The organism is Micromonospora sp. NPDC005979, from assembly GCF_040614415.1.
Classification (GTDB): domain Bacteria; phylum Actinomycetota; class Actinomycetes; order Mycobacteriales; family Micromonosporaceae; genus Micromonospora.
In genome coordinates this window covers 164,324-188,955 of record NZ_JBEXUR010000005.1, presented here as the reverse complement: position 1 = coordinate 188,955, position 24,632 = coordinate 164,324, and the positions used below count along the sequence as shown (strand labels likewise).

At 72.3% G+C, this 24,632-nt stretch carries 22 protein-coding genes; 10 read left to right on the top strand and 12 right to left on the bottom strand.

What is annotated here, in order from left to right; genetic code table 11:
- Positions 1 to 36: 36 nt before the first annotated feature.
- Positions 37 to 507 carry a molybdenum cofactor biosysynthesis protein gene (locus ABZ272_RS11280; RefSeq protein ID WP_355049781.1) on the top strand — a complete coding sequence of 157 codons (471 nt, stop codon included), beginning with the start codon at positions 37 to 39 and terminating at the stop codon, positions 505 to 507.
- 7 nt (positions 508 to 514) lie between these two features.
- Here ABZ272_RS11280 and ABZ272_RS11275 read toward each other — a convergent pair whose 3' ends face one another.
- Positions 515 to 892: a nuclear transport factor 2 family protein gene (locus ABZ272_RS11275; protein ID WP_355049780.1), complete on the bottom strand. Its 378-nt coding sequence runs from the start codon at positions 890 to 892 to the stop codon at positions 515 to 517.
- Positions 893 to 1,074: 182 nt separating this feature from the next.
- On the opposite strand from ABZ272_RS11275, the gene ABZ272_RS11270 reads away from it, so the two are divergent.
- Together ABZ272_RS11270 and ABZ272_RS11265 are read left to right on the top strand one after the other, a co-directional pair.
- Positions 1,075 to 1,821: an alpha/beta hydrolase gene (locus ABZ272_RS11270; RefSeq protein WP_355049779.1), complete on the top strand. Its 747-nt coding sequence runs from the start codon at positions 1,075 to 1,077 to the stop codon at positions 1,819 to 1,821.
- A gap of 32 nt (positions 1,822 to 1,853) precedes the next feature.
- On the top strand, positions 1,854 to 3,395 hold the full coding sequence (locus ABZ272_RS11265) for a SpoIIE family protein phosphatase (RefSeq protein WP_355049778.1): 1,542 nt from the start codon (positions 1,854 to 1,856) through the stop codon (positions 3,393 to 3,395).
- A gap of 12 nt (positions 3,396 to 3,407) precedes the next feature.
- Here the strand turns inward: ABZ272_RS11265 and ABZ272_RS11260 are convergent, their stop codons facing one another.
- From ABZ272_RS11260 to ABZ272_RS11245, 4 genes are all read right to left on the bottom strand, one after another.
- Positions 3,408 to 3,833, bottom strand: a complete 426-nt coding sequence (locus tag ABZ272_RS11260) for an ATP-binding protein (RefSeq protein WP_355049777.1) — start codon at positions 3,831 to 3,833, stop codon at positions 3,408 to 3,410.
- Positions 3,833 to 4,165, bottom strand: a complete 333-nt coding sequence (locus ABZ272_RS11255) for an STAS domain-containing protein (RefSeq protein WP_355049776.1) — start codon at positions 4,163 to 4,165, stop codon at positions 3,833 to 3,835. Before ABZ272_RS11255 ends, ABZ272_RS11260 begins: the two co-directional genes overlap by 1 nt.
- 129 nt (positions 4,166 to 4,294) lie before the next feature.
- Positions 4,295 to 5,131: an oxidoreductase gene (locus ABZ272_RS11250; protein WP_355049775.1), complete on the bottom strand. Its 837-nt coding sequence runs from the start codon at positions 5,129 to 5,131 to the stop codon at positions 4,295 to 4,297.
- 32 nt (positions 5,132 to 5,163) lie between these two features.
- The gene (locus ABZ272_RS11245; RefSeq protein ID WP_355049774.1) at positions 5,164 to 5,496 is read right to left on the bottom strand and encodes a nuclear transport factor 2 family protein; all 333 of its coding nucleotides are present in this window, start codon (positions 5,494 to 5,496) and stop codon (positions 5,164 to 5,166) included.
- Between the two features lie 212 nt (positions 5,497 to 5,708).
- Between ABZ272_RS11245 and ABZ272_RS11240 the strand changes: the two genes are divergently transcribed.
- The gene (locus ABZ272_RS11240) at positions 5,709 to 6,095 is read left to right on the top strand and encodes a DUF2267 domain-containing protein (RefSeq protein WP_355049773.1); all 387 of its coding nucleotides are present in this window, start codon (positions 5,709 to 5,711) and stop codon (positions 6,093 to 6,095) included.
- 160 nt (positions 6,096 to 6,255) lie between these two features.
- Positions 6,256 to 7,218 (top strand): hypothetical protein, encoded by a 963-nt coding sequence (locus ABZ272_RS11235; protein ID WP_355049912.1) that lies wholly within the window; start codon positions 6,256 to 6,258, stop codon positions 7,216 to 7,218.
- Positions 7,219 to 7,293: 75 nt separating this feature from the next.
- Here the strand turns inward: ABZ272_RS11235 and ABZ272_RS11230 are convergent, their stop codons facing one another.
- Both ABZ272_RS11230 and ABZ272_RS11225 read right to left on the bottom strand, forming a co-directional pair.
- Positions 7,294 to 9,699: a ricin-type beta-trefoil lectin domain protein gene (locus ABZ272_RS11230; protein WP_355049772.1), complete on the bottom strand. Its 2,406-nt coding sequence runs from the start codon at positions 9,697 to 9,699 to the stop codon at positions 7,294 to 7,296.
- Positions 9,700 to 9,960: 261 nt separating this feature from the next.
- On the bottom strand, positions 9,961 to 10,797 hold the full coding sequence (locus ABZ272_RS11225; RefSeq protein ID WP_355049771.1) for a copper resistance protein CopC: 837 nt from the start codon (positions 10,795 to 10,797) through the stop codon (positions 9,961 to 9,963).
- A 102-nt stretch (positions 10,798 to 10,899) separates the two neighbouring features.
- Here ABZ272_RS11225 and ABZ272_RS11220 point away from each other — a divergent pair, with 102 nt between their 5' ends.
- From ABZ272_RS11220 to ABZ272_RS11210, 3 genes are all read left to right on the top strand, one after another.
- On the top strand, positions 10,900 to 11,391 hold the full coding sequence (locus ABZ272_RS11220; protein WP_355049770.1) for a hypothetical protein: 492 nt from the start codon (positions 10,900 to 10,902) through the stop codon (positions 11,389 to 11,391).
- A gap of 6 nt (positions 11,392 to 11,397) precedes the next feature.
- A complete protein-coding gene (locus ABZ272_RS11215; protein ID WP_355049769.1) occupies positions 11,398 to 12,753 on the top strand; it encodes a hypothetical protein in 1,356 nt (451 codons plus the stop codon).
- Between the two features lie 158 nt (positions 12,754 to 12,911).
- Positions 12,912 to 13,679 carry a nucleotidyltransferase domain-containing protein gene (locus ABZ272_RS11210; RefSeq protein WP_355049768.1) on the top strand — a complete coding sequence of 256 codons (768 nt, stop codon included), beginning with the start codon at positions 12,912 to 12,914 and terminating at the stop codon, positions 13,677 to 13,679.
- An 8-nt stretch (positions 13,680 to 13,687) separates the two neighbouring features.
- Here ABZ272_RS11210 and ABZ272_RS11205 read toward each other — a convergent pair whose 3' ends face one another.
- From ABZ272_RS11205 to ABZ272_RS11190, 4 genes are all read right to left on the bottom strand, one after another.
- Positions 13,688 to 15,082, bottom strand: coding sequence for an FAD-dependent oxidoreductase (locus ABZ272_RS11205; protein ID WP_355049767.1), 1,395 nt, complete (start codon positions 15,080 to 15,082; stop codon positions 13,688 to 13,690).
- Between the two features lie 150 nt (positions 15,083 to 15,232).
- Positions 15,233 to 15,994, bottom strand: a complete 762-nt coding sequence (locus ABZ272_RS11200; RefSeq protein ID WP_355049766.1) for a methyltransferase domain-containing protein — start codon at positions 15,992 to 15,994, stop codon at positions 15,233 to 15,235.
- 123 nt (positions 15,995 to 16,117) lie between these two features.
- On the bottom strand, positions 16,118 to 17,815 hold the full coding sequence (locus ABZ272_RS11195) for a hypothetical protein (RefSeq protein WP_355049765.1): 1,698 nt from the start codon (positions 17,813 to 17,815) through the stop codon (positions 16,118 to 16,120).
- A 194-nt stretch (positions 17,816 to 18,009) separates the two neighbouring features.
- Entirely contained in the window at positions 18,010 to 19,572 is a 1,563-nt protein-coding gene (locus tag ABZ272_RS11190) for a bifunctional NAD(P)/FAD-dependent oxidoreductase/class I SAM-dependent methyltransferase (RefSeq protein ID WP_355049764.1), read from the bottom strand.
- Between the two features lie 74 nt (positions 19,573 to 19,646).
- On the opposite strand from ABZ272_RS11190, the gene ABZ272_RS11185 reads away from it, so the two are divergent.
- Positions 19,647 to 20,240 (top strand): XRE family transcriptional regulator, encoded by a 594-nt coding sequence (locus tag ABZ272_RS11185; protein ID WP_355049763.1) that lies wholly within the window; start codon positions 19,647 to 19,649, stop codon positions 20,238 to 20,240.
- 435 nt (positions 20,241 to 20,675) lie between these two features.
- Positions 20,676 to 21,497: a hypothetical protein gene (locus ABZ272_RS11180; RefSeq protein ID WP_355049762.1), complete on the top strand. Its 822-nt coding sequence runs from the start codon at positions 20,676 to 20,678 to the stop codon at positions 21,495 to 21,497.
- A 55-nt stretch (positions 21,498 to 21,552) separates the two neighbouring features.
- Here the strand turns inward: ABZ272_RS11180 and ABZ272_RS11175 are convergent, their stop codons facing one another.
- Positions 21,553 to 24,093 (bottom strand): hypothetical protein, encoded by a 2,541-nt coding sequence (locus tag ABZ272_RS11175; protein ID WP_355049911.1) that lies wholly within the window; start codon positions 24,091 to 24,093, stop codon positions 21,553 to 21,555.
- Between the last annotated feature and the right edge of the window lie 539 nt (positions 24,094 to 24,632).

Genomic DNA, 24,632 nt, shown 5'->3' with positions numbered 1-24,632 from the left:
CCCCGGCGGCACCTTCCGGTTCGTAGAATCCCTGCCATGGCGCAGATCGTCGAGTTGCTGGCCTCGCCCGTGCACCGCTTCCTGGGCCGGCCCAGCGACGGTCCGGCACCCGCGCCACCCGGCGAGCTGGTCGACGCCGTCCAGATCCGGGCCGGCCTCGGCATCGTCGGCGACCGCTACTTCGCCAAAGCGGCACACCGCGACGCCAGCGTCACGGTGATCGCCCAGGAGTCGTTGCCGGCCGGCATCGGGCTGGCGCAGGTCCGCCGCAACATCCTCACCACCGGCCTCGCCGTGGACGAGCTGATCGGCCGGGTGCTCGTGCTCGACTCCGGCGACGGCCCCGTGGGCCTGCGGGTGAACCGCGCCGCGCGCCCCTGCGCCTGGATGGACGTCACGGTCGGCCCGGGCGCCTGGAAGGCGCTGCGCACCACGGGCGGCGTCCGTTGCACGCCCCTGCACGACGGTGTGCTGCGCGTCGGCCCGGTCACCGCCACCGTGAGCTGACCGGCGCTCAGACCTGGCTGATGTGCGCGGCGAGCACCCGCCACCCGTGGAGGTCGTCGTGCACCCAGGTGCGGGTGTAGCGCAGGCGCGCGCTGAACGGGGCGCCGTCGAACGTCCCGGCGACCCGGGCCAGGCAGAACGTCACACCGGTCGACCCGACGACGAGCAGGTCCAACTCCTCCTCGGTCAGCTCCTCGACGACCGAGGTCCGGTCCCGGTGCGCGGCGAGATCCTCCGCCTTGGTGTGCTTACGGCCGTCGGGACCGATCGCGATCAGTTGGTCGACAAGCAACTGGTCGAGGGCGTCCGCGTCACCGGCCCGCTGCACGGCCTGCAGGGTGCGTTCGGCGTCGAGCAACTCCGCCTCGCGTGCGCTGTCCGGCATGGCGCCGTCCTCCCGGTCTCCCGCTCCCGGCGTCACCGTCCGGACTGACCGCATTGTGGCAGGCCGCACCGCCCGGACGCGGGCGCATCGGCGCGGCGGCGCGCCCGCCCGTCTCAGGAAACCGCCGGCAGGAGTCTGATTGATCCCGAATACTGGCTCTATGCCACGAAAGGTGATGCCGTATGAGTGCCTCTGACGCGTCCGGCCAGCAGGCGGGGCTGCCCACCATCGTGCTCGTGCACGGGGCCTTCGCCGACTCGTCGAGCTGGAACGGGGTGATCGCGAACCTCAAGCGCCGGGGCTATCCGGCCATCGCCGTGGCCAACCCGCTGCGCGATGTGCAGGGGGACGCGGCGTACGCCCGCTCCGTCGTGGACAGCGTCGACGGTCCGGTCGTGATGGTCGCGCACTCGTACGGCGGGCTGGTGATCACCGAGGCCGCGGACGGCGCCGCGAACGTGAAGGCCCTGGTGTACGTCGCCAGCATCAGCCCGGACGTCGGCGAGAGCGTGGTCGACCTGGTCATGAAGTACCCGGGCAGTCAGCTCGTCACGTCCATCGAGATGGTTCCCTTCCCGCTGCCCGACGGCGGGACGGCCATGGACCAGTACATCAAGCAGGACATGTTCCCGGCCGTGTTCGCGGCCGACGTCGACCCCGAGCTCGCCGAGCTGATGGCGGTCACCCAGCGACCGGCCTCCGCGATGGCCCAGACCGGGTCCGTGAAGAAGGCGGCCTGGAAGACCATCCCGTCGTGGACCCTGATCAGCACCCAGGACCAGGGCATCCCGCCGGACCTGCAACGCTTCCTGGCGCAGCGGGCCGGGTCCACCGTGGTCGAGGTCGAGGGGTCGCACGCGGTGGCGGTCTCGCAACCGGGCCCGGTCGCCGACCTCATCGACACCGCTGCCCGCGCCACCATGGGGTAGCTCGGACAGCGGTGCGTACTAGGCTTCGTGCCATGGCGGACCAGGACGGTCCGGGCGCGCCCGCCGGAGCGACGCGGCCGGTCGAGGCGGTCGTCCGGGAGATCCTCGCGGTGGTCCCGGCCGGGTGCACCTGGCTGGTGCCGGTGCCCGACGACCACCGGGCCTTCGCCGACTGGCGGATCGAGGCCACCAGTGGGCAGAGCCCGGACATCTACGGTCGGGGCGTCGACCGCGTCGGCGCCTGCCTCAGCGAGCTGTACCCCAGCATGGTCGACGGGCCGCTCTGGCAGCTCTACGAACGGGTGTTCACCTCCGGGTCGTCCGGCCGCCTGGCCGACTTCCGGTACGTCCAGAGGCGTGCCGGCGTCGTCGCCGACTCGCTGTTCGACATCGAGGTGCACCGCGTCCTCGACGGCCTGCTGGTGTCCTGGCAGCGGCTCGACGAGGACCGCCGTCGCCTGGATCGCACCGAGCTGCTGGGCAGCCTCGGCTGGGCCGAGTACGACCTGGCCAGCGGGGTCAGTCAGTGGTCACCCGGCATGTACCGCATCTTCGAGCGGGATCCCGCCCTCGGGCCGCTGTCGCGCGCCGAGCAGACAGCCGCCCTGCTACCCGACGACTACCTGCTGCGCGAGGCGGCGTGGCAGACGTTGGAGGGTGGGGAGTCCTCCGACGTGACGGTCCGGTTCCGGACGACCGGCGGGGTGCGGCATCTGCGGATCCTCTCCGACGTGTCGCGGGACGCGGACGGCGTACCGCTGAAGATCCACGCCGTGGTGCAGGACGTGACCGCGCGGGTGGACTCGCGTACCGCCATCGAACGGCTCAACGACCAGTTGCGGACGCGGGAGCTGACCGCGCTGGCCGAGCACCGGCTCGCCGGGCAGTTGCAGAACCTCATCCAGCCCGTGCCCCGCGAGACGTTCGCCCTGCCCGGCATCGAGGCGGTGGTCAACTACCTGCCGGCCGAGCACACGGCGCAGGTTGGCGGTGACTGGTACCACGCGCAGGCCCTGCCGGACGGCACGGTCGTGCTCGCCGTCGGCGACGTCGCCGGTCACGGACTGGACGCGGCGAGCGGAATGGCGCACCTGCGCTTCGCCCTGGTGTCCTGGCTGTCGATCGGCATCGGGGACCCGTCGGTGCTGCTCGGGCACCTCAACCGACTCTGCGGTCAGCTCTCGATCACCGGCACGGCGGTGGTCGCCGTGTACGACCCGGCCACCCGGTCGCTCTGCTGGGGCCGGGCCGGGCACATGGCGCCGCTGCTGTCCCGTGCCGGTCGGACCGACCCGCTCGAAAGCCCTCCGGGTCTGCTGCTGGGCGCCATGGTCGACTCGACGTACCCGGTGCTCACCGCGCGACTGCGCCCCGACGACCTCGTGCTGTTCTACACCGACGGCCTGGTCGAGCGCCGGGCGCCCGAGCAGGACCGGTTGCGGCAGGTGAGCGCCACCCTGTCCGCGCTCAGCGCGACGCCGGGGGAGCAGACCCTCGCGCGGCTGCGGAATCTGCTGCACCACCCCAGCCCGGACGACGACACGTGCACCCTGGCCGTCCGCGTGCTGCCCTGATCAGCGCCCGGCTCACCGCGACAGTCGGATCCGGACCACCGTGCCCTCACCGGCGGTGAACACCCGTACCTCGTCGCAGATCTGCTCGACGATGGCCAACCCGCGACCGCGTACCGCGTTGGCGGCGGGCATCTCCCGGCCGAGCGTCCGCGCCGGGCCCTGGTCGACGACGTCGCAGAAGACCTGGTCACCCTCGGCCCAGAGCCGAACCCGGCCGCCGCCGGTGGTGTGCTGCAACGTGTTGGTCGCCAGCTCGCTGACCGCGAGCGCCAGCAACTCCACGCGCTCGGCCGACAGGCCCCGCGCCGTGGCGCCCTGGCAGACGAACGTGCGCAGCGCCCGCAGGTCGGCCGCCACCTCGTACGCCATCGCGTCGGTGCGCGGGGCGGACGGCGGCTCCTCGGCCACGGTGTGCGCGTTGGGTCGGTCGGCCGCCATCAGCCCCCCAGCCGCGGGTCGTCGGTGGGCGGACGCAGCAGGTTGCCCACGCCGGTGATGTCGAGGACCGTCGCGACCGGGCCGGAGGCGTTGACCGCGTACAGGTGCCGGCCGTCGGCGCGCGCCGCCTGGTGGGCGGTCACCAGGCCGTGCAGGCCCGTGGAGTCGAGGAACCGCAGCCCGCCGACGTCGACCACCACCACCGCGGCGGCCCGTACCGCCGCGGACAGCACGGTCGTCAGCTCGGGCTGGGCCGCCAGGTCGCACTCACCGGTCAGCGTGACGACGATCCGCCCGGGTGCCGTGGACGTGCGGGCCTCGAAGTGCGCCATCGGACAGCAGCACCCTTTCTCGTCGCGTCGGCCGTTGTCGGAACATCATGTCATCCGATGGCCGGTCCGCCGTGTCCTCCGTTCGGCGGTTGATCAAGAAGGTGCGGCCACTGTGCGACGGCGGACAGGTCACGACCCCGGGTCGAACGCGACGGACTCGCTCAGCTCGCGCCACCGCGCGTCCGACGCGGCGAGTGCCTGGCCGACCGTCGCGGCGGCCGCCACGGCGTCGGTGCCGAGGAGCAGACGTGCGGGTGGGTCGTCGGCGAGGGTGATCTCGATGATCGCCCGCGCCGCCTTCGCGGGATCGCCCGGCTGGTTCCCGCTGGTGCGGCGCATCCGCTCGACGACCGGCTCGATCACCGGCCGGTACGGCTCGCTGGTCGGCAACATGCTCATCGACGCGCCCGCCCAGTCGGTGCGCAGCGCGCCGGGCTCGACCGTGGTGATCCGAATGCCGAACGGGGCGACCTCGGTGGCGAGCACCGCCGAGAAGCCGGCTACCGCCCACTTGGCGGACTGGTACGCGCCCAGGCCGGTGCTGGCGACCCGGTCGCCGACGCTGGAGATCTGCACGACGTGCCCGCGCCCCTGCTCCCGCAGCACCGGCAGGGCGGCGCGGGTCAGGTTGACCACCCCGAAGAAGTTGGCCTCGATCTGCGCCCGGAAGGCGTCGTCGGACATGTCCTCGATCGCGCCGACGTCGGCGTACCCGGCGTTGTTGACCAGGACGTCCAGCGCGCCGAAAGCGTCCACCGTCGCGCGTACGGCCGCCCGGGCGGCGGCCGGATCGGTGACGTCGAGCGCGATCGCCCGGACCTGGTCGCCGTACCGGGCGGCGAGGTCGGCGAGCTGCGCGGGATTGCGGGCGGTCGCGACGAGCTGGTCCCCGTCGGCCAGCACCGCTTCGGCGAGCGCCCGGCCGAGCCCTCGCGAGCACCCGGTGACGAGCCAGACTCGTGGCACGGCATCTCCTCCTGACAGATGGCGCGCGGTCGCTACGGGCGGATGTCCAGGGCGCCGATCAGGCCGTCGCGCAGCGTGAACCGGTACCGCAGCTCGACCGGGCTGCCCGGGAAGTCGCCCGACACCCGCGTGAGAACGAGGTAGGAGTCGCCGGCCTGGGGCGTGACCCGCACCGGCTCGGCGGTGTACGAGTACTGCGCCATCGATCGCTCCCGCCAGGAGCGGATGGACGGACGGCCGTCGTACAGCCGGTCCTCGTCGGCCACGCTCGCCGTGTCCGCGAAGCAGGCGACGAAGGCGTCCACGTCCCGTTCGCCGACGGCCCGGAAGTACCGGTCGATCACGTCGGGCAGGTCGACCGCCATCTGCTCCTCCTGCGGCCCGGGCCGCCCGTCGGGGCGGCCACCATGGTCCCGGTCCGACCTCACGGTACGAGACGCGGCGGGTGGGGCGCGGCGCAACCGGCAGAACCGCCGGGCCGGCACCTCGCGGGGTTTGCCGCCGGGCCGGCGCCTCCCGGGTTTGTCGCCGTCCGGCCCGGGTAGCCACGCGTTCCGGCGACGGAAGGGGCGGGTCCATGGCCGAACTGGCGTTCGTCGACAAGGTGGCGGCACGGGCGGGTATTCCGCCGGCCGAGGCACGCCCGCTGACCGAGGCCGTGCTGCGGACGCTCACCGAGCGTCTCAGCGGGGGAGAGGCCACCGCCCTCGCCCCGCACGTGGCCGACGAGCTGGGTCCGCTGCTGGTCAAGGCCGCCGAACCGCCCGAGACATTCGGGTACGACGAGTTCCTGCGCCGCGTCGCCGATCGCGCCGGCACGGACCGGGCCGGGGCCGAGCGGGGCGTGCGGGCGGTGCTGGAGACGATGCACCGGGTGGTCGGGCACCGGGAATTCTCCGATGCCCTGGCCCAACTCCCGGCGGATCTGCGGGCACTGGCGCAGCCCCTGCCGCACGGCCCCTGACCGACGCGCGCCTGATGCGTCGGTGACCGTTCGGTCCCTGGCGTGCCGCCACGACACCGGATCTACTGTGCGTAACCGATCGAACGCGCAGTGGCGGTTGTCCCGCGCCCGCCCGCCGGGTCGTCGCCGCTCCGATCCGAGGAGCGTCGCCTTGGCGTCCATGGTGTCCCCGCGTCCCCTGCTGACCGCAGCGACGACCGTCGTCGCGCTGATCACCCTCGCTCCCGCTCCCGCCGTCGCGTCCCCGCACAGCTATCGGGTCGTCGACCTCGGCACCCTGAGCGGAGGTGACGGCGCTGCGACGGCGATGAACGATCGCGGCGACATCGTCGGCTGGAGCACGGTCGCGGGCGGCGCCCGGCACGCCGTGCTCTGGCGACACGGCGTCATCACCGACCTGGGCGTGCTGCCGGGTGACACCGATTCCTCCGCCGTGGACGTCAACGAGTTCGGTGACGTGGCGATCACCTCGTTCGGCTCGGACTACCTGACCCGCGCGGTGCTGTGGCGCGACGGCCACCTCCGTGACCTGGGCACCCTGGGCGGGGAGAACAGTGTGGCGATCGGCGTCAACGACCGGCGGCAGGTGCTCGGCACCAGCGATCCGGCCGACGACATGCGGCACCGTTTCCTGTGGCGCGACGGGGTCTTCACCGACCTGGGTCGGGAGTACTTCTACGAGTTCACCGCCGACTTCAACAACGCGGGCGACGTGGTGGGCGGGTTCAACGTGCCGCCGCAGGACTACCCGTGCACCTGCGTCGGTGGCCGGTTGCGCGACGGCGTCTTGACCCAGATCGGTAGCGAGGCCCTCGGGGTCAACAACCGGGGCCAGGTGGTGGGGGCGGCGAACGGCCGAGCGTTCCGCTGGCAGAACGGGACACTGACCGACCTCGGCACGCTCGGCGGCGAATGGAGCCGCGCCACCGCGATCAACGACCGCGGTGAGGTGGTGGGCCAGAGCGCCACCACCACCGCCGCGTGGCACCCGTTCCGCTGGCGCAACGGTGTGCTGACCGACCTGACCACCCGAGGCGTGGGGGAGACCGACTCGATCGAGGACATCAACATCCGGGGCCACCTCGTGGGCGCCCGGGGGAACCGGCCGGTGCTGTTCCGCTGAGCATCAATCCCCATCCGGCTCACGAGACGGGGCGTGACCTGACCCGCCGGTCAGACCACGCCCCTTCGTCCGAGGTCAGCCGGTTACCCCGCTACTGACCACCCACTTCTGGTGGGCGCTGCCCGCGTACGTGCCGAGCTGGATCTGGGTGCCGTCGCCGGTGTTGCCGCCAGCGGCCTCCATGATCTTGCCGGACTGCGGGTTGCGGATCGACCCGTCGCTCTGCGGCTGCCAGACCTGCGCGCCGGTGCCGTTGCAGGTCCACAGCTGGATCTTCGTGCCGTTCGCGGTGCCCGCGTTGTCCACGTCCAGGCACTTGCCCAGCACCCGGTACGTGTCACCGACCCGGGTCCAGGACTGGGCGGCGGTGCCGTTGCAGGTCCAGAGCTGGATCTTCGTGCCGTCGGCGAAACCGGAGTTGTCGACGTCCAGGCACTTGCCGCCGACGCCGGTGATGGTGCCGCCGATCGGTGGCGGCGGGCTGCCCGGGATGGAGTTGAGCGTGTACCACGCCTCGGTGCTCCACAGTGACTGGCCGCTGGTGGAGGTGAACGGGCGCGGCGAGCGCAGGTACACCACCCGACCGGCCTTACGACCCGCCACCACGAGGCTGACCTTCTTCCCGTCCGCCGACAGGGTGGCCGAGGTGACGGTCAACGTCTCCTCATCGACCTTCGGCCCGCCGTAGGCCGACGTCGCCACGTACCGCCACTGCTTGATCCTGTAGTGGGACGCGAGGTTGGCGGCGGTCTCCGCCGAGACCGGCTGGGTGTACTCCACCTCGAAACCGGTGCTGGTGGCGCGCATGGCCAGCATCTCGAAGGTGCTGGCGCTGTTCGGGGTGAGCTTCTGCAACCCGTACGTCAGCTTGCCGGTCTGCCCCCAGTTGCCGCCCGCGCCGAGCCCGCCGACGTAGATCGCGCCGTCCGGGCCGAGGTTGACCTCGGAGACGCCCGCCTCCAGGCCCTGGGTGAGCCGGAACAGCGCACCCTGGTACTCGCCGTTGACCTTCTCCACGTTCGCGCGCTGGAGACCGCCGTAGGTGACGTCGCCGATGACGAACTGGCCGGCGTACCGCCCGCTGGTGAGGTAGAGCGGTGTGCTGGGCGAGTTGGCGATCTCGTTCTGCGGCATCCACAGCACCGGCGGGGTGACCAGCTTGGCGTCGAACGGGCCGGCCGGGGTCGTGTAGTGGTTGAAGAAACGGCCCTGCTTGATGTGCACCAGCTTCGACGACGGCAGCCAGCCGCCCTGGTTGTCGGTGACGAAGATGCCGCCCTCCGGGCCCCACCCGATGCCGTGCGGGGTGCGCAGGCCGCCCGCGACGTAGCTGACCGCACCGGTGTCCTTGCTGACCTTGATGGTGGTGCCCCGGTTGGCGGCGGGCTGCGGCACGGTGGTCGCGCCGCCGTAGTCGATCGACACCGACAGGTTCACGTAGAAGAACCCGTCCTGGTAGAGCAGACCGAAGGCGAACTCGTGGAACTTGCCGCCGTACGGCCAGGTCGCGACGGTGTCGAGACGGTCGGCCACCTCGTCGCCGGTCGTGTCCACGAGCCGGGTCAACCGCTGCTTCTCCGACACGTACACCACCCCGTCGACGACCTTGAGCCCCATCGGCTCCTTGAGCCCGCCGGCGATCTTCTTGGTGGTCACCGCCCCGGGACTCGTCGCGCCGCCGGTGCCGCCCATGATGTACACCTCGCCGTCCTGGGAGGTGCCGGACTGGTCGCTGCCACCCCAGGTGCTGATGACGAGCCGCCCGTCGGGCAGCCAGTCCATCCCGGTGACCTTCGGCTGGAAGCCGCTGGGCCGCAGGTTCGTGAGCGTGTAACCGGGGTGCACGCCGGTCAGCGGCAGGCCGTCCCCGGGGGTGTCGCTGACACCCTCGCACTCCTTGCGTCCGGGCGCGGTGACCCGGACGACACCGGCGTCGGTGCTCAACGCCGAGTTCGGTACGACCACGAAGGACGACGAGCCGGGCGTCCGCCACTCCAGCGTGATCTGCTGGTCACCACCGCGCTCGAAGTGGTCGATGCGCAGCGGGTGCAGGCCGGCGGCGAGGGTGACCGTGCCCTCCTTGGGCGGGGTGGCGCCGTGCAGGCCGTCGTGGTTGACGACGACCGTGTTGTCGATCGTGAGCCTGGACCCGTCATCGCTGCTGAGCCGGAAGGTGTAGCTACCGGCCTGGGTGACGGTGATGTTGCCGAGCACCTGCGAGACGAAGTTGTCGTCGAAGCCGAAGTCGGCCGCCGACGTCCAGTTGATCGTGGACATGAGCTTGTCCACGTTGGGGGTCTGCGCCGGCTTGAGCGTACAGATCTCCGAGAGCGGCACCTGGACGTCGTAGACGCGCAGGGTGACGCCCGGTTCCTGCTCGGCGGCGGCGTCGGCCGGATCGGCCCAGAAGCCGACGGTGAGGACGAGCGCGAGCGCGCCCAGGACGGGACTGCGGAATCGGCGAGGCAGCCGTGTACCCATCGTTCCTCCAACGAGGATGAGGAGTGACCGACGGCCGGCGTGCAGCGATGGTGAGGCGGTGGCCGCCGGCCCCGGTCCGTAACGTCCTCGACGCCGACGAGTGACGATCCGGAAACACCGGGTTGATGGGTCGAGACATTAAGGGGTTTCGATTGAGGTGTCCATGCCTTTGCATCGATACATCAAAAGTTCTCGATGTCTGTGCGAAAGCTCGCGGCACTGATCCCGGAATGTCCGGGGATGTGACCGGCTAACCGGGCCTCAGCGGCGGCCGCGACGAGCCGGCCGGCGGTTCGTGCCGCTTCGCTGACGCGGGACGCCGCCGCCTTGTGCACGTGAAGCGCCGCCGCGCGGGCGGGCCGCTTTACCGGTCGGCCGGGACGCGGGGCGACGACGGGCCGCCACGACGATGAGCGTGCCCACGACGGCGACGATGACGACGGGGATCACCCAGGACGGGAGCCCGCGTTCCTTCGACGAAGACGGCGGCGCGGCGGCGCCGGTGACGGCCGGGTCGAGTGTCGCGGCCGGCACGGCGGACGCCGATCCGGTGCCCTCGGCCTGGGCCAGCAGGGCGGGATCGGGGCCGTTCGTCGGCGCCGTCCAACCGGCCGGAGCCGCCGTGCTCGGCCCTTGGTAGTCGAAGGTGACGGTGCCCTTCACGGCCTCACCGTCGGACGCGACCGTGAGGTAACTGGCGGTGTAGCGGCCCTTCGCCGGCCAGTGCGCGACGGTCACCATCGCGGGAAAGCCGGTGTGGTACAGCCGCGGCTCGAAGGTGCCGTTGACCATGAAGTACTCCTGGACCGGCTTGTCCAACCGCTTCGGCTCGCCGTACGACCAGCCGCTGTCCACCCGTGACCCGTTCGGGCCGGTGAGGGTGAAGTGCGCGTTGGCGGCCGGCTTCTCCGTGAAGTACAGCCCGACCCTCTCGAGGGGCTGGCGCACCACGGTGCCGGTCAGCGGAGTGGAGGTCGCCAACTGGCCGTGCGCGGACGCCGGGGCGGCGGGCAGCGCCAGCGACGCGACCACGAGCACGGCCAGCACCGCCAGGGCGCGACGTACGACATTACCGACAGTGACCAGCCTCGATCGCATTCGTTCATCATGGTCATTTCGCCGCCGCCGAACAAGACGTAGAGTTCACCCTCCGACGATCACCTCGACACCCCGTCCCCTCGCGTCGTTCGGAGTACACCCGTGCCCGTCCCCGGTTCGCGCCCCACCGCCCGCCCCACCGCCCGCTCCGCCGCCCTGCTGATCACCGGTCTGCTCACCGCCGTGCTCGCCACGGGCTGCGGGCAGGACGACGACCCGTCCGTGGCCGCCCCCTCGGCGGCCCCGACCTCCGCCGCCGTGCCGACGACCTCCGCCGCGCCGAGCCCGACGGGCGGCCCCGCCCCTGCCACCTCGCCCAGCACGGCGGCGGTGGACCGGGAGATCACCGTGACCATCGCCAAGCGAAAGGTCACCCCGCCGACCGGCCGGGTGACCGTGACCAAGGGTCAGTCGGTCCGGATCACGGTCACCTCGGACGTGGCCGACGAACTGCACGTGCACGGCTACGACCTGGGCGCCCGCCTGCCCGCCGGCACACCGGGCTCGGTGGAGTTCCGGGCCGACAAGACCGGGTTGTTCGAGGTGGAGACGCACGAGACCGAGCTGGTGCTGTTCCAGCTCGTCGTCCGCTGATCTCTGATGTCCGCCGCACCCACGCTGCTGGCGCACGGCGTCGGCGGCCGTCAGGACCTCCCGATCACGCTGCCCGAGCTCGTCGTGGCCGCCGCCCTGACTCTCGTCGTCACGTTCGTCGCGCTGGGCGTGCTCTGGCGTGAGCCACGCCTGGACCGGGACGCCTCAGGTGGTCGGCCGGTGCCGGACCGGCTGGCCCGCCTCGTCGACGCCCCCGCGTTCCGGTGGGCGCTGCGCGCACTGGGCCTGCTCGCCGCCGGCTGGTTCTGCGTGGGCCTGCTCGCCGGGCCGGACACCCCGGAGAACCCGACGGCCGGAGTGCTCTACGTGCTCCTCTGGGTCGGCCTGGTGCCCGTCTCGCTGCTGTTCGGCCCGGTGTGGAGGGCGGTCAACCCACTGCGTACCGTGCATCTGCTCGGCGCGCTGGCGGCCCGTCGCGACCCGGCGCGCGGCGTCCGTGAACTGCCGGCCGGTCTGGGCCTCTGGCCCGCCGCGCTCACCCTCTTCGGGTTCGTCTGGCTCGAACTGGTCGCGCCGGACCGGGCCACGCTGCCGGTCATCACCGCGTGGCTGGCCGGGTACGCCGTGGTGATGCTGGCCGGCGCCGTGGTGTTCGGCGCGGCCTGGTTCGACCGGGCCGACCCGTTCGAGGTCTACAGCGCGCTCGTCGGCCAGCTCGCCCCGATCGGCCGGGCCGCCGACGGTGTGCTGGTGTGGCGCAACCCGCTCGACGGGATCGCCGGGCTGCGGCCCCGCCCCGGGCTGGTCGCCGTGGTCGTCGTGCTGCTCGGCTCGACGATGTTCGACAGTCTCTCCAACGCGCCGGTCTGGCTGCGCTTCGCGCAGGAGAACGGGCTGCCCCCGGTGGTCACCGGCAGCGCGGGACTGGTCCTGGTGATCGGGGCGGTCGCCGTGGCGTACCTCGCCGCCACGGGCGTCGCGGCCCGCGTCGGCCGCACCGAGCACACGGACGCCGGCGCGGTCGGGGCGCGGCGCGTGCCGGGCGAGATCGCGCACTCGATCGTGCCCATCGCGGTGGGTTACGTGGTGGCGCACTACTACTCGCTGCTGATCCTGGAGGGTCAACGCACCCTCGCCCTGCTGTCCGACCCCCGCCACACCGGCGCGGACGTCTTCGGCACCGCCGGGTGGGAACCGCACACCGCGCTGGTGACCCCGTCCGGGGTGGCCAACCTCCAGATCACCGTCATCGTCGTCGGGCACCTGCTCGGCACGCTGCTCGCCCACGACCGCGCCCTGTACCTGTTCCCCCGGGCCCGGGCGGTCGCCGGTCAGCTTCCGCTGCTCGCGCTGATGGTCGCCTACACCGTCGCCGGCCTGCTGCTGCTCTACGCCGGTTAGGCCGAGTGTCAAAGCCCCTGGCCGGCCGGCCGAGGGCCCGGACGGCGACCGTCCGCGCCGTCCGCCGCCGGTCTGCCGCCTGGACTCCGCCTCGGCTCGACCGAGGACCTTGACCACCCGGCCTGGGCGCGTCCGCGCCCGCAGACGAGGATGGGCGCGTGGACTCCGCTCTGACGCGCTACCTCGACGATCTCGTGGCCACCGCCCGCGAGGTGCTCGGCGACGACCTCGTGGGCGCGTACGCGGCCGGTTCGGTGGGGCTCGGCGCGTACCAGGCGGGCCGCAGCGACGTGGACGTCGCGCTGGTCTGTGCCGGCCCGCTCACCGGCACCGTCAAGCGGACGCTGGTGGCGCGACTGCGACACGAGGCTCTGCCCTGTCCGGCGCGCGGGCTGGAACTGGTCGTCTACCGGCGGGCCGTGGCGGCGGCCGGCAGCCCCGAACCCGGCTTCGAGGTCGAGCTGAATACCGGGCGCGCCATGCCGTTCCGCCGCACCCTCGACCCGGCCGACCGCCCGAGCGCCGACGGCCGGTTCTGGTACGGGCTGGACCGCAGCATCCTGCGCCAGAGCGGACTGGCGTTGCTCGGTCCGCCGGCGGCCGAGGTCTTCGCCGACCTCGCCCCGGCCGACCTGCGTCGCCTGTTGGTCGACGCGTTGAGCTGGTGGCTGGCCCTGCCGACGCCGCCGGACGACCGACCCGCGCCCGGCACCGAGGACGCCGTGCTCGGCGCCTGCCGCTCGCTCGTGCGGCACCGCGACGGCGTGTGGCTGTCCAAGGTGGACGCCGGCCGGCGGCTCGTCGACACCGACGGGTCCGCCGAGATGATCCGTCGGGCGATCGCCGCCCGGCACGGCGGTCCACCGCCCACCGGCGCCGAGGCCCGCGCCTTCCAGCGACGGGTACGCGCCGAGATCGCCGGCTGACCGGGGCCTCAGCGCACCGGTCGGCTCTGCAACGAGGCGAAGAGCAGGTTGAGGCCCTCGGCCATGGTCGGATGCGTGATGATCGCGTCCCGCAGCGCGGTCCACGGCATCCGCGCGAGCATGGCCAACTGCACCGAGGTGATCACCTCACCCGACTCCGGGCCGAGCAGCGCCGCGCCCAGGATCAGGTCGGTGCGGGTGTCGAGCACCGCCTTCCACATGCCCCGGGTCTCGCGCAGGGTGCGGGCGCGGGGGATCGCGGCGACCGGCAGGTGGGCCACCTCGACGTCGTACCCGGCGCGGCGCGCTTCGCTCTCGCTCAGACCGACCCGCGCCAGCTCCGGAGTGGTGAAGACGGTGTACGGGACGAGCCGCCCGGCCGTACTGCGCCGCTCGCCGGCCAGGTTCGCCCGGATGACCCGGTAGTCGTCGAGCGACACGTGCGTGAACTGCGGACTGCCCGCGACGTCCCCGGCCGCCCAGGTCCGCTCGGCGCTGGTGCGTAGGTACTCGTCGACCAGCACGAAGCCACGCTCGTCGAGCCGGACACCGGCCGCGTCCAGCCCGAGCCCGTCGCTGACCGGCGCCCGTCCGGCCGCCACCAGGACCTCGTCACCGGTCACCACGCTGCCGTCGTCGAGGGCGACCCGGAGCGTCCCGTCGGTGTCCCGGTCCACCCGGGCGACGGCCACGCCGACGCGGACGTCGATGCCGTCGGCGAGGAAGACCCGCATCAGCGCGTCGGCGACATCGGGGTCCTCGCGGCCGAGTAGTTGCGGGCCGCCCTCGATCACCGTCACCGCGCTGCCGAACGAGGCGAACATCTGCGCGAACTCGACCCCGACGGTCCCGCCGCCGAGCACCACCAGCCGTGCCGGCAGCCGATCCAGCCGGAGAAGGTCGTTGCTGGTCAGCACTCCGGCCTCGGCCATCCCGGGCACGGACGGCAGATGCGGGCGGGTGCCCGTGTTGATGACCACGTCGGCGCCCCGCAGCAGTCGTTCACCCCCGTCGGCAAGCTGCACCCGAACGGTCCGCGCGGCGACGAACCGGGCCGCACCGATCACCAGGTGCAGACCCGAGTCGAGGAACTGCTGCCGGTTGGCGGCGACCATCTGCTCGACGACGTCCTGCTTGTGCGCCCGCAGCAGGTCGACGTCGACCCGGCCACCCTCGACGGCGAGGCCGAGCGCGGCGGCGTGCCGTAGCTGGTGGGCCGCCCGCGCGCTCGTCACCAGCGCCTTGGTGGGGATGCACGCGACGTTGATGCAGCTCCCGCCGATCATGCCGCGCTCCACCATCGCCACCCGGCGTCCGGAGCGGGCCAGGTCCATGCTCAGCGTCTTCCCGGCCTTGCCGCCGCCCACGACGAGCAGGTCGAAGTCCTCCGGTTGGTCGGTCACGGGCGCTCCTTCGCGGCCACGAGGCGCTCGTCGCCACCCGGGCCGGCGGTCGTCGGTGCGTGTCGGCCAGCCCAGCCTGCCAGCTCCGACGGGACGTCCGGGGCCGTTCCCGGCGAAAGCCGGCGTGCCAACAGGGCTGCCCGTTGCTCCTCAGGCCTCGGCCGTGACCAGGTAGAGGGTGAAGCTCGCCAGCAGCGGACCGGCGGTGAGACGGCGTAGCCACGGCCGGACCTGCGTGTCGGTCAGCTCGCCGGCCGCCACCGCGCGGGCGGAGTTGCGCCGCAGCCCCAGGATCCGATCGGCCGTGCCGAAGTCCTCGAAGACGACGGGGATCGCCTCGACCGATCGCACCCGCAGACCAACCCGCGCCGACAACCGGACCAGCTCCCGACCGATGGTCGGATTCCGCACCTGCCCCGCCACGGACCGGGCGAAGCGGCGGCTCGTGGCCACGTCCTCGTCGGCGACGGCCAGCGTGTCCCAGTCCGGCTCGGTCACCACGAGCACACCGGTGGGGCGCAGCACCCGGCGAACCTCCGCCAACGCCGACGCCGGATCCTCCACGTGCATCAGGACGCGGTCGATCCGGGCCCGGTCCATGCTGGTGTCGTCCAACGGAAGCGCGTGGACGTCGCCCACGCGCAGGTCGACCCGCGGCCGGTCGGCCAGTCGCCGACCCGCCTCCGCGAGCATCCCCGGGTCACGGTCGACGCCGACCACCAGGCCGTCGGCCCGGACCACGTCGGCCAACCGCCCCAGGTCGGTGCCCGGCCCACAGCCGACGTCCACCACGGTGTGCCCCGGCCGCAGGTCGAGAGCGTCGACGGCACGCCTCTTGTAGTCGCGCCCGACCGGGGTGGCCGCGGCCGTGTCCAGGTACGCGATCCGATCCGCACTCGTGAGCTGGCTCATCCGCCCATCCCACCATCGACTCGTGGGCGTGCGGTGCAGCCGGTGCGTGGGTTCGGTGAAGACCGCCGACCGCGGATCGTGCCGGGCCCGGAGAGCGTACGCGCCCCGGGCCCGGTCCACCGGTCAGTGCCGGGAGGTGCCGTTGTCGTTGACCGGCTGCCCGAAGGCCAGGAAGGGTACGGGCGTCGGGTCGGGGCGGGTGAAGATCGGCTCGGGTTGCGGTGCGGGCGTCCCCGAGGTGGCCGACCGGTCGGCAAGCGCTACCGGGTACCGCACGGGCGTGCCCTCCGGGTGCTCGTCATCGGTCCGGCCACCATCGGTGTGCTCCGCATCGGCGGGGGTCTCGTCGGCTCGGGTCCCGTCGTGAGCGGCCGCCTCGTGCGGACCGACCTCGTCGTCACCGAGCCGGTCCGCGTCGACCCGCTCGTCGCGGGACTGCTCGGCGTCGTTCCCGTCGCCGCCGGCACGCTCGGCGACGTCGGTGCGGTCACTCGCGGGCTGGTCGACGGAGAGCAGCTCCACACTGGCGCGGGACGGTGCCGACCGTGGACCGACCATCGGATACTCGGCCGTCTCCGTACCACCGGCAGCGGCGGCCATCACGGCGGCGGCGGCCAGGTCGGCCACCCGCTTCGCCTCCCGCTGCACCCGGGCGCGCACCTCCTTGGCGTGCCGCTCGGCGGAGTCGCCGGCCCGCCGGGCCTCGTCGAGCCGGGTCGCCTCGGCGGTCAGGTCCCGGCGCACCTCGCTCAGCCGTTGCTGCATCCGGGACAGCTCGTTCTCCAGGGTCTCACCCTCCTGGCGGACCTCGGCGAGCTGCTGCTGGGCGGTCTCCAACTCGGCGTGCAGTTGGGCCGACTCCTCCCGCCGCTCCTCGATCTCCTGCTGGAGCGCGGTCAACTGCTCCTGGTGGCTGGCGGCCTGCTCGTCGGCCCGGTTCCGCAGCTCGGTCACGTGCTGCTGCGCCTCGGCGAGCAGCGCGGCGATCTGCTGCTCGGTGGAGCTGCGCTGCTCGGCCAGCTCCTCCTGCGAGGCCGCCTGCAACTCGGCGATCTCCTGCTCGGCGGCGCTGCGCCGCTCGGCGACCTCGCGCTCCACGCCGGCCTGCCACTGCGCCATCTCCTGCTGGTTCTTGGCGCGGGCGGCCTGGACCTCCTGCTGGATCTGCGTACGCGCCGACTTCATCAGCGCGTCGGCAGCCACCCGGGTCTGGTTGAGCTGCTGCGCGCTCTGCTCGGTGATGCGCTTCGCCTCGTGCTGGGCGCGTTCGTGCGCGGCCTCACCGTCGGCGCGCAACTGCTCGGCGCGTTCCCGGATCGCCGTCAACTCGGCCTCGACCACGGCGCGACGCTCCTCGTACGCCTGCTCCTGCTCGCTGCGCCGCGCGGCCACCTCCTCGGAGAGGTCCTGTCGTGCCTGCGCGGCCCGCTCCCGGGTGTCGGCGAGGATCCGCTCCGCCTCGGTGCGCAGTTCGTTGGCGCGGTCGGCGGCCGACTCGGTGATCAGGGCGGCCTGCTTCTCGGCGAGGGTCAGTATTTCGCCCACCATCGGGCCCAGGTCCTGGAACGAGGCGCGGTCCACCTGGACCGGCTGCTCGTGCATCTCGGCCAGCTCGGCCCGCAGCCGCTGCACCTCGGCGGTCAGCTCGCGCACCCGTACCGCCGACCGCCCGTGCTCGCCGCTGAGCATGGCGATCTGCCCGTCGAGCTGCTCCAGGTGCCGGTCCACCTGGCGTTTGTCGTAGCCGCGCAGGGCGAGCTCGAAGCTCGGCCGCGAGGCCGCATCGTCGCGTGTTGCGAGCGGCTCAGCGCCGATGGACATGCACCATCCTCCGTACGGTCGGGCGCAAGGTCAACCGCCCTGCGGGCCGTGAGTGTGGCGCAACGCTACCGCCGAGCCCACCCCTGTGCGAAGGCACGCACCCCTCATTCGCCGATCACGGAGTCGTGGTGCCCGGAAGGCCCTGATTGGCGGCTCTTGTCAACCACCACGAATCCATGATCGACGGTGTGGGGTCAGCGGCGGCGGGCCAGCAGGACCGCGTCGTGGTGGATTGCGTCGTGGGGGCCGGGGCGGGGGCGGGTCGCGGTGGTTTGGACGTCCCAGTGGGTCGGGTTCAGGTCGGCGGCGACGTCCTCGGCGGTGTACATCATGTCCGGCATGTGCATCCGGTGGCTCGACGTCCACAGGTCCATCGGGTGGTGGCCCACGATCAGCAGCACGCCACCCGGGGCCACCGCGGCGGCGAGGTGGGCGAACAACTCCCGCCGCTGCGTCGGGGGCAGGTGCATGTAGTGCGCCGTCACCAGGTCGTAGGCCTGCTCGGCGGGCGGCTTGTCGCGCAGGTCGGCGTGCGTGAACTCGATCCGGTGACCGACCCCGGCGGCGTCGGCGTGCTCGGCCGCCCGACCCAGGGCGGTGGTCGAGATGTCCACCGCGGTCACCTGCCAGCCCCGCTGGGCCAGCCACACCGCGTCGGCGCCCTCACCGCTGCCCACGTCCAGCGCCCGCCCGGGGCTGAGATCGGCGGTCTCGGCGACCAGCTGCGGGTTCGGGCGGCCACTCCAGACCGCCGGCTTCGACAGGTACCGCTCCTCCCACGCCGGCTCCTCGAAGGTCGTGGCGACCAACTGCCGGTACGCGGTCACCGCGTCCCGGGTCTCCTCGGCGATGAGGTCGGCGTTGATCGCCGCACCGGCCATCAGCCCGGCGGCGGCGGACGTGATGACCTGACCACGCAGGTCGGCCACGTTGCCGGCGACCCAGACGCCCGGCACAGTCGTCGCGCCGGTGGCGTCGGCGGGGATCTGGGTGCCCACGACGTGCCCGCCCATCGTCACCTCCTCCGGGGCGAGACCCAGCCCCACGAGCAGGTCGGCGCGGGGCGACGTGCGGGTGGCGACCACGACGACGTCGAGCGCCACGACGCGGCCGTCGGCGAGCCGGACACCGCTGATCGCGTCCCCGGTCACCTCGAGCGCGGCGATCGGGCCGGGTACCACCGGGATGCTCCGGGCGGCGAGCCGTTCGGCCGTCTCCTCGTCCGGTGTCGGCGCGTCGTGCAGCAGGAGCAGCACGTCGGAGGACCACTGCCGCCACATCTCGGCCTGGTGCACGGCCATCGGCCCGGTCGCCAGGATGCCGATCCGCCGGTCCCGGACCTCCCAGCCGTGGCAGTACGGGCAGTGCAGCACGTCGCGACCCCACCGCTGCGCCACCCCGGGCACGTCGGGCAGCTCGTCGGTGAGCCCGGTCGCCACCAGGAGCCGGCGGGCCCGCACCGCGTCGCCGTCGTCGAGGGCGAGCCGGAAGCCGTCGTCCTCCCGAGTCACGGTACGGACCCGGCCGTCGCGGAACTGCCCGCCGTACCCGGCCACCTCGTCGCGTCCGGCGGCGATCAGCTCGGCCGGCGGCGTCCCCTCCCGGCCCAGGTAGTTGTGCACGTGGTCGGCGGGCGCGTTACGCGGCTCGCCCGAGTCGATCACCAGCACCGACCGTCGTGCACGGCTCAGCGCCAGAGCGCCGCTGAGCCCGGCCGCGCCACCGCCCACCACCACCACGTCGTACGTCTCGTCCACCGGAATGTCTCCCTCTTCGTCGGCTGAGCCCACCATCCGTCGCCGTCGCCGAGATGGCAAGTATCGTTGCCGTTATGGCAAACGACGACAACGCCGCGCTGGCCGCCGTCGGCCCCCGGTTGCGGGCTCTGCGCCACCAGCGCGGCACCACGCTGACCCAGCTCGCCGACCTGACCGGCATCTCGGTGAGCACCCTGTCCCGGCTGGAGTCCGGCAGCCGCAAACCCACCCTGGAGCTACTGCTTCCGTTGGCCCGCGCCTACCAGGTCGCCCTGGACGAGCTGGTGGACGCCCCGGCCACCGGCGACCCCCGCGTACGCCCCAAGCCGATCGTGATCCACGGCGTGACGCACCTGCCGCTGACCCGCCGCCCGGGCGGCCTTCAGGCGTTCAAGCAGATCTTCCCGCCGGATCCGGCCGCCGGGGGACGAACCCCGCAGGTCCACGAGGGGTACGAGTGGCTGTACGTCCTCTCGGGTCGACTGCGCCTGGTGCTCGGTGACCGCGACCTGATCCTGACGCACGGGGAGGTGGCCGAGTTCGACACCCGCATCCCGCACCTGATCATGAACCCCGGTCCGGGCACCGCCGAGGCGCTCAGCCTCTTCGGGCCGCAGGGCGAGCGGCTGCACGTACGCGCCCGCCCCGCTGCCACCGAGCGGGAGTAGCCGGGCGACCTGGCCGGCTGGCTGGTGCTCTCTGACGCGGAACTGCTGCCCCTGGCCGTGGCTCAGGCTCTGCTCAGAGTGCGGCTGGTCCAGGCCGACGGTTTAGCGCTCTGATCTGGCGGGGTGGGCCGGAAAGCGGATACGGTCGTCGGCGGCATACCTCAGAGTCATATTCATACCTCTGAGGTATACCGCTCACCAGCAGATCGGCACGGCGAGCAGCCACAGCGGACGACCAGCGCCCTTCGCCGCAGCCCCAGCCCTGTTCTGAGTCAGGACTTACTCGTCTAGGGTCACCCGGTGACCGAATATGACGGCGCCGGGCGGACGGACATCGCCGCGGTCGGCTACCCGATCGCCGGGGACCGCACGCACGGTGGCACCGCGACGGTCCGGGTCGGACCTGATGGGGCGTTCTCCGTGAACAGCGTGGGAGTGAGCGGAACGCCCTTCCCGTTGAGTTTCAGCGTCCGCGAGATCGACGGCTCCTGGCTGGTAGATGCGACCGCCGCGCAGGCCGTGGAACTGGCCGACGTGCTCATGCCTCCCGCCAACGACACGATCATGGTCGTTGGCCTGGAGACGGTCAGCTTTCTGGACGAGGAGTACCAGCAGTGGCTGCCGTCACGGATCGCTGCGGAGCAGGGCGTCAGCTTCGAGGCACACGATGTGTCGGTGCTGGCGTCCGGTGTCGTCGGCCTCAGCGAAGAGGCCCTACTGATCGACCGCGAGCAGATACCTCGTTTCCTGACCGGTTGGTCACCCTACGAACTGACACTGCTGGACCTTCCGGGTACGCCGACGGCCGAGCGCCTCGACGAGGCGATCATCGCCGTTGGAAGCGCCAGGTTCGACAAGCCGGTTCTGCCTGATCTTCCCGGCTCGCGCCTGTTCTTCTCCGGCCATGACAACTGCTATGTCTTCGTCGAGACGACCGACCGGGCTCTCCCCGCGGTGCTCCTGGGTCGTCTCCTGGCACTGCTGGTCGGCTCGGCGCTGGTCGACGCCTCGGTGGTGGAGGTGACGGCGCCGGAGGTCGAGACAGTCATGGGCCTGATCGAGGAGAGCCGGCACTGGGTCGGCGAGATCGCCGCCGCGACGCAGGACGCCGTGACCGTCGATCTGCACGCCACCTCTGAGCGGTGGCGGCTTGGTCGGTCCGTCCCGGCGCAGGTCGATCGCAGGGCTGTCTACGACGTCGCGACGGGCGCGTGGCGGATGTCCGGCGCGCCCGCGACCCGCACAACCGTGGGGTGATGTGCCGCGAGGGCCGGACCGGTTCCCCTCCGGTCCGACCCCCGCGACGTCCGCGCTAGGCGCGGAGTCGGCGCTGCCGGACGACCAGCAGCAACGCGGCACCGAGCAGTACCGCCAGCACCCCGGCGGTCATCCATCCGCCGATCGAGAACGACGTACCGGTCACCGGCAGCTTGCCCTTCACCGGAATGGTGATAGTGGACTCGGGCGCGACCGGCGCGGGACCGTCCGGCGGGGTGCCCGTCGCCGTCGCGGTGTTACGTACCGACCCGTGGTGGATGTCGGCCTTGCTGACCGCGTACGTCGCCGTGCAGGTCACCGCCGCGCCCGCGGCCAGGGTGACCGCGCCGTTGGGGGTCCGGTCAGGCCCGCAGGTGATCGGACCGAGGTTGGCCGGTGCCGCCGGCGCCGTGAGGGTGTCGGTGATCGTGACGTCGGTCAGCGTCACCTGCCCGGTGTTGGTGACGACGAACTGGAACGGCACCTGCTGACCGGGCCGGTAGATCTTCTCGGTGGTGCTGGACTTCACCACCGTGATGGCCGCGCCCCGGGTGGCGGTGACCTCGGCGGTGACGGGTCCGGAGCGTACCGGGGCGGGCGGCTCCTGGCCCGGGATGGTCGGCGGCGTGCCGGCCGCCACGGCCGTGTTGGTGATCCGGCCGGCCTCGATGTCCGCCGCTGTGACGGTGTAGGTCGAGGTGCAGGTGGTGCTCGCCCCGCCGAGCAGGGTGACGCTACCGTTCGGGACGGGCGGGGTGCCGCAGGTGATCGTCCCGGGCGTGCCGGTTCCGGAGAACTCCGTCTCGTCGACGGTCACCGAGGTGAGCGGAGTGTTGCCGGTGTTGCTCACCACGTACCGGTAGGTGACCACGTCGCCGGCCGCCGACACCACGGTGGGTGTGGCCGACTTGGTGATGGCGATCGCCGGGTGCGGGATCGGGATGTCCAGCGGGGACGGCGGCGAGACCGGCGGCGGCCCGAACGGCGGCGTTCCCGTGGCGGTGGCGACGTTGCGCAGCGACGAGCCGGTGAAGTCCTCCTCGGTCACCGTGTAGGTCGCCCGGCACTGGATCGACGCGCCCGGCTCCAGGGTCACCTCGCCGTTCGGGATGTTCTGCGGACCGCAGGTGATCAGGCCGAGCTCGGCCCGCGGGGACGGCGGCAGCACGGTGTCGTTCACCGTCACGCCGGTGAGGGTGAGGCCGCCGGTGTTGACCACCAGGAAGGTGTACGGCACCTGCTGGCCCGGCGCGGTGATCGCCACCGTGGTCGACGACTTGATCACTTCGATGCCGGGGACGACCCCCGCCTGGGGAATGGTCAGCGTCGAGGGCGGCGAGTCCACCGGCGTGCCCCCGGGTGGGGTGCCGTGTGCGGTGGCGGTGTCGGTGACCCCGTCGTTGTCCAGGTCGGCCTGGGTGACCGTGTAGGTGGCCGTGCAGGTGGTCGTCTCACCCGGCGCGAGGGTGGTCAACGCGCAGGTGATCGGGCCGAGGTTCGCGTTCGACGAGGGCGGCGCCTGGACGTCGGTGACGTTCACGTTGGTCAGGGTGAGTGCGCCGGTGTTGACCACCTGGAACCGGTACGGCACCTGCTGACCGACCATGCCGATCGTGGTGACCTCGGACGTCTTCACCACCGCGATCGCGGCCACCAGCCCGGATTCGGGAATCGTCAGTGTGGAGGGCGGTGAGTCCACCGGCGTCTCGCTGTTGGGCGGCGTGCCGTGCGCGGTGGCGGTGTCGGCGACGGCGTTGTTGTCCAGGTCGGCCTGGGTGACGGTGTAGGTGGCCGTGCAGGCCGTCGCCTCGCCGGGTGCGAGGGTGGTCTGCGGGCAGGTGATCGGGCCGAGGTCCGCGTTCGACGACGGCGGTGTCTGCACGTCGGTCACGTTGACGTTGGTGAGCGTGACGCTACCGGTGTTGGTCACCAGGAACTGATAGGGCACCTGCTGGCCGACCGTGGTGATCGCCACCGTGGTCGACGACTTGATGACCGCGATCGACGGCGTGACATCGGCGGCCGGGATGGTCAGCACGGACTGGTCCGAGTCGACGGGCTGCTCGGTGCCCGTCGGGGTGCCGTGCGCGGTCGCGACGTCGGTGACCTCGTCGTTGTCCAGGTCGGCCTGGGTGACCGTGTAGGTGGCCGTACAGGTGGTGGTCTCGCCGGGTGCGAGGGTGGTCTGCGGGCAGGTGATCGGGCCGAGGTCCGCGTTCGACGACGGCGGTGTCTGCACGTCGGTCACGTTGACGTTGGTGAGCGTGACGCCGCCCGTGTTGGCGACCAGGAAGTGGTAGGGCACCTGCTGGCCGACGGCGCTGATGGTCGCGCTGGTGGACGACTTCACCAGCGAGATGGCCGGGGCGGGCGCGTCGCCAGGGATCGTCAACGTCGACGGCGGGGACTGTACCGGCGGCCGGCCGCCGGGCGGTGTGCCCCGCGCGGTCGCGGTGTCGCGGACGGAGCCGAAGTCCAGGTCGGCCTGGGTGACCGTGTAGGTCGCGGTGCAGTCGGTCTGCGCCCCGGGGGCGAGGGTGGTCTGGGGGCAGGTGATCGGGCCGAGGTTGGCGTTGGAGGACGGCGGTGTCTGCACGTCGGTGACGGTGACGTTGGTCAGGGTGAGTCCGCCGGTGTTGACCACGTGGAACACGTACGGCACCTGTTGCCCGACCGTCTCGATCGAGACAGTGGTGGAGGTCTTCACGACCGCGATCGCGGCGACCAGGCCGGTCTCCGGAATGGTCAGGGTCGAGGGCGGCGAATCGATCGGCGTACCCCCGGGCGGGGTGCCGTGCGCGGTGGCGGTGTCGGTGACGCCGTCGTTGTCGAGGTCGGCCTGGGTCACCGTGTAGGTGGCGGTGCACGTGGTCCGTGCCCCCGGGGCCAGGGTGGTGGCGGCGCAGGTGATCGGGCCGAGGTTGTCGTTGGAGGACGGCGGTGCCTGGACGTCGGTGACGTTCACGTTGGTCAGCGTGAGTCCGCCGGTATTGACGACGTGGAACGCGTACGGCACCTGCTGGCCGACCGTCGTGATCGAGGCGGCGGTGGAGGTCTTCGTGACCGCGATCGACGGGGTCAGCCCGGCCGCCGGGATGGTCAGCGTCGACGGCGGCGAGGTCACCGGCGGGCCGG

Bases quoted from the DNA above. Each gene is read 5' to 3' on its own strand.
- ABZ272_RS11280 (WP_355049781.1), top strand. From the start codon at position 37: ATGGCGCAGATCGTCGAGTTGCTGGCCTCGCCCGTGCACCGCTTCCTG.
- ABZ272_RS11275 (WP_355049780.1), bottom strand. From the start codon at position 892: ATGCCGGACAGCGCACGCGAGGCGGAGTTGCTCGACGCCGAACGCACC.
- ABZ272_RS11270 (WP_355049779.1), top strand. From the start codon at position 1,075: ATGAGTGCCTCTGACGCGTCCGGCCAGCAGGCGGGGCTGCCCACCATC.
- ABZ272_RS11265 (WP_355049778.1), top strand. From the start codon at position 1,854: ATGGCGGACCAGGACGGTCCGGGCGCGCCCGCCGGAGCGACGCGGCCG.
- ABZ272_RS11260 (WP_355049777.1), bottom strand. From the start codon at position 3,833: ATGGCGGCCGACCGACCCAACGCGCACACCGTGGCCGAGGAGCCGCCG.
- ABZ272_RS11255 (WP_355049776.1), bottom strand. From the start codon at position 4,165: ATGGCGCACTTCGAGGCCCGCACGTCCACGGCACCCGGGCGGATCGTC.
- ABZ272_RS11245 (WP_355049774.1), bottom strand. From the start codon at position 5,496: ATGGCGGTCGACCTGCCCGACGTGATCGACCGGTACTTCCGGGCCGTC.
- ABZ272_RS11240 (WP_355049773.1), top strand. From the start codon at position 5,709: ATGGCCGAACTGGCGTTCGTCGACAAGGTGGCGGCACGGGCGGGTATT.
- ABZ272_RS11235 (WP_355049912.1), top strand. From the start codon at position 6,256: ATGGTGTCCCCGCGTCCCCTGCTGACCGCAGCGACGACCGTCGTCGCG.
- ABZ272_RS11230 (WP_355049772.1), bottom strand. From the start codon at position 9,699: ATGGGTACACGGCTGCCTCGCCGATTCCGCAGTCCCGTCCTGGGCGCG.
- ABZ272_RS11225 (WP_355049771.1), bottom strand. From the start codon at position 10,797: ATGCGATCGAGGCTGGTCACTGTCGGTAATGTCGTACGTCGCGCCCTG.
- ABZ272_RS11215 (WP_355049769.1), top strand. From the start codon at position 11,398: ATGTCCGCCGCACCCACGCTGCTGGCGCACGGCGTCGGCGGCCGTCAG.
- ABZ272_RS11200 (WP_355049766.1), bottom strand. From the start codon at position 15,994: ATGAGCCAGCTCACGAGTGCGGATCGGATCGCGTACCTGGACACGGCC.
- ABZ272_RS11195 (WP_355049765.1), bottom strand. From the start codon at position 17,815: ATGTCCATCGGCGCTGAGCCGCTCGCAACACGCGACGATGCGGCCTCG.
- ABZ272_RS11185 (WP_355049763.1), top strand. From the start codon at position 19,647: ATGGCAAACGACGACAACGCCGCGCTGGCCGCCGTCGGCCCCCGGTTG.